This window comes from Bartonella sp. AA1HLJMS (genome assembly GCF_042197445.1).
Classification (GTDB): Bacteria; Pseudomonadota; Alphaproteobacteria; order Rhizobiales; family Rhizobiaceae; genus Bartonella.
Genome location: NZ_JBHIRW010000108.1, coordinates 1 through 2,569, shown reverse-complemented (window position 1 = coordinate 2,569; position 2,569 = coordinate 1). Strand labels below are relative to the sequence as shown.

Here is a 2,569-nt window from a genome sequence, read left to right as displayed (position 1 = left end):
CATTCAAACTTAAAACTGTCAATGATGATGGTAGCACTGGTGATGAAAAGGTTTACAATAGTGTAGCGGAAGCACTTTCTGATATTAGTAGTTCTATTACGAATGTTCATAATGATGTGACCAATGTAGTCAGTGATAGCCTTGCGAAGCAGGATGAAAAGACAAAAGTTATCACTATTGGTAAAGAAGTAGAAGGCAGTGAAATCAACATAGCCAACAAGACTGGTACGGATCGGACACTTTCAGGTGTTGGTGAAGCAACAAAGGATAATGAAGCTGTTAACAAAGGTCAGCTTGATAAAGGTTTGAAGGATCTTTCTAACAGTCTTCAGTCAGATGATTCAGCCGTTGTTCTTTACGATAAGAAGGATGGTAAAATTGATTATACGAGCGTGACCTTTGGAAAAGGCCAAAATGCAGCTGCTGTTGCTTTGCATAATGTTGCGGATGGTCAGATTGCGGAAAAGTCACATGATGTGGTTACAGGCGGTCAGATTCATACCATTTCTCAAGATGTTGCACAGTTCTTAGGTGGGGATACAGCCTTTAAAGAAGGTAGCTTTACAGGCCCAACTTATCAATTATCCCAGGTTAATGCTCATGGTCAGGTAGAGACAACAGAGTTTAAAGATGTTGGCTCTGCGTTTACAGGTCTTGATACGAATATCAAGAATGTAAACCAACGTATTAAAGAAGTCTCAGAGGGCGTTGCACAGGATTCTTTATCGTGGAGCAAGGAAGAGAGTGCCTTTAGTGCTCTTCATGGGGAAGGCAGAAAAAGAACAGCGAGCAAGATTACCCACATTTTGGATGGTAATATTGCTTCTGGTTCCACGGATGCAGTAACAGGTGGTCAACTTTATTCGATGAATAATACGTTAGCGAACTATTTTGGTGGTGGCGCTGAATATAAAGAAGGCAAGTGGATTGCTCCAAACTTCAAAGTTAATACAGTGAATGCTGCTGGCGATAATCTTGAAGAGAAGAGCTATGATGATGTAGCGCAAGCCTTTGCAGGTGTTGGTACATCTTTCACCAATCTTCACAATAAAGTGACGAATGCCGTCACGGATATTAACAATCACATTAACAATGTGGTGAGTGATAGCCTTGTTAAGCAGGATGCTGATAGCAAAGTGATAAAGATAGGTGCAGAAAAAGGCGGTACAAGCATTAACATTGCCAATAGTGGTGATGCCGAGCGGACCCTCACAGGCGTAAAAGCAGGAGCACTTACAGAAATATCGACCGATGCTGTGAATGGATCTCAGCTTTATTCGATGAATAATACGTTAGCGAGCTATTTTGGTGGTGGTGCTGAATATAAAGAAGGCAAGTGGGTTTCTCCAAGCTTCAAGGTTAATACAGTGAGTGCTGATGGCGATAAGGTTGAGGAACAGAGCTATAAAACAGTAGCGGAAGCGTTTGCTGGAGTTGGTAGTTCTTTCACGAATATTCATAAAGAGCTTAAGAATGAGATTAACCAAGTTGTGGGTGATAGTCTTGTTAAGCAAGATGAGAAGACACGTGTTATTGCGGTTGGAGGTGAAAAGAGCGGTACGAAAGTTACGTTTGTAAACACTGATGGTGCGGCACGGACTCTCACAGGTGTAAAAGCAGGAGAACTTGCAGAGGCTTCGACAGAAGCAGTGAATGGTTCGCAACTTTTTACGACCAATCAGAATGTTACGACAGTAACGAATAATCTAAAAACAGTTTCTGATAATACTTCGAAGTACTTAGGTGGTGGAGCCGATGTGTTTAAAGGTGTAGCACCGACCTACACAGTGCAGGATAAGAGTTATCAAAGTGTAGCGGATGCATTTACTGGTGTTGATCATTCATTCACAAAGCTTCATGAAGAGATTACAGAAAATACGAATGAGATTTCTGAAAATATTAAGCAGAATGCGTTGTTATGGAGTGATAATGATCACGCATTTGTTGCGACACATGGAACTGATGGTGACAAGAAAAACAGCAAGATCACGTTACTTGCGAATGGAGAGGTTTCTGTAAACTCAAGTGATGCGGTAACGGGTTCTCAGCTTTATGCTTTGGGAAGCAATGTTGCGCAGTCTTTAGGCGGTGATGCTGGTTATGAGAATGGAATTTGGAAGGCTCCAAGTTTCAAATTTAAGACTGTCAATGAGGATGGTAGCAAGGTTGAAGAGAAGAGCTATGATGATGTAGCGCAAGCCTTTGCAGGGGTAGGAAGCTCTTTTGAGAATCTTTACAAAGAGTTTACTCAAAACAACACGGAGGTTACTGAAAATATTAAGCAGAATGCGTTGTTGTGGAGTGATTCTGAAAAGGCGTTTGTAGCAACACATAGAAAGGGTGATGAGAAAGGCAACAGTAAAATTAAGTTTCTTTCCAATGGAGAGGTTTCTGCAAGCTCAAGTGAAGCGGTCAATGGTTCTCAGCTTTTTGATACGAATAAGACTGTTGCAACTTATTTAGGTGGTGGCGCTGAATATAAAGAAGGTCATTGGAGTGCTCCAAGCTTCAAAGTTAAGATCGTCAAAGAAGATGGCAGTGCTGTTGAAGAGCAAAGTTATGATGATGT

Annotated in this window: 1 pseudogene; it reads left to right on the top strand. The window is 41.4% G+C overall.

The window, feature by feature from the left end:
• Positions 1 to 2,569: pseudogene (locus tag ACFIQE_RS09530) on the top strand (hypothetical protein); the annotation flags it as partial.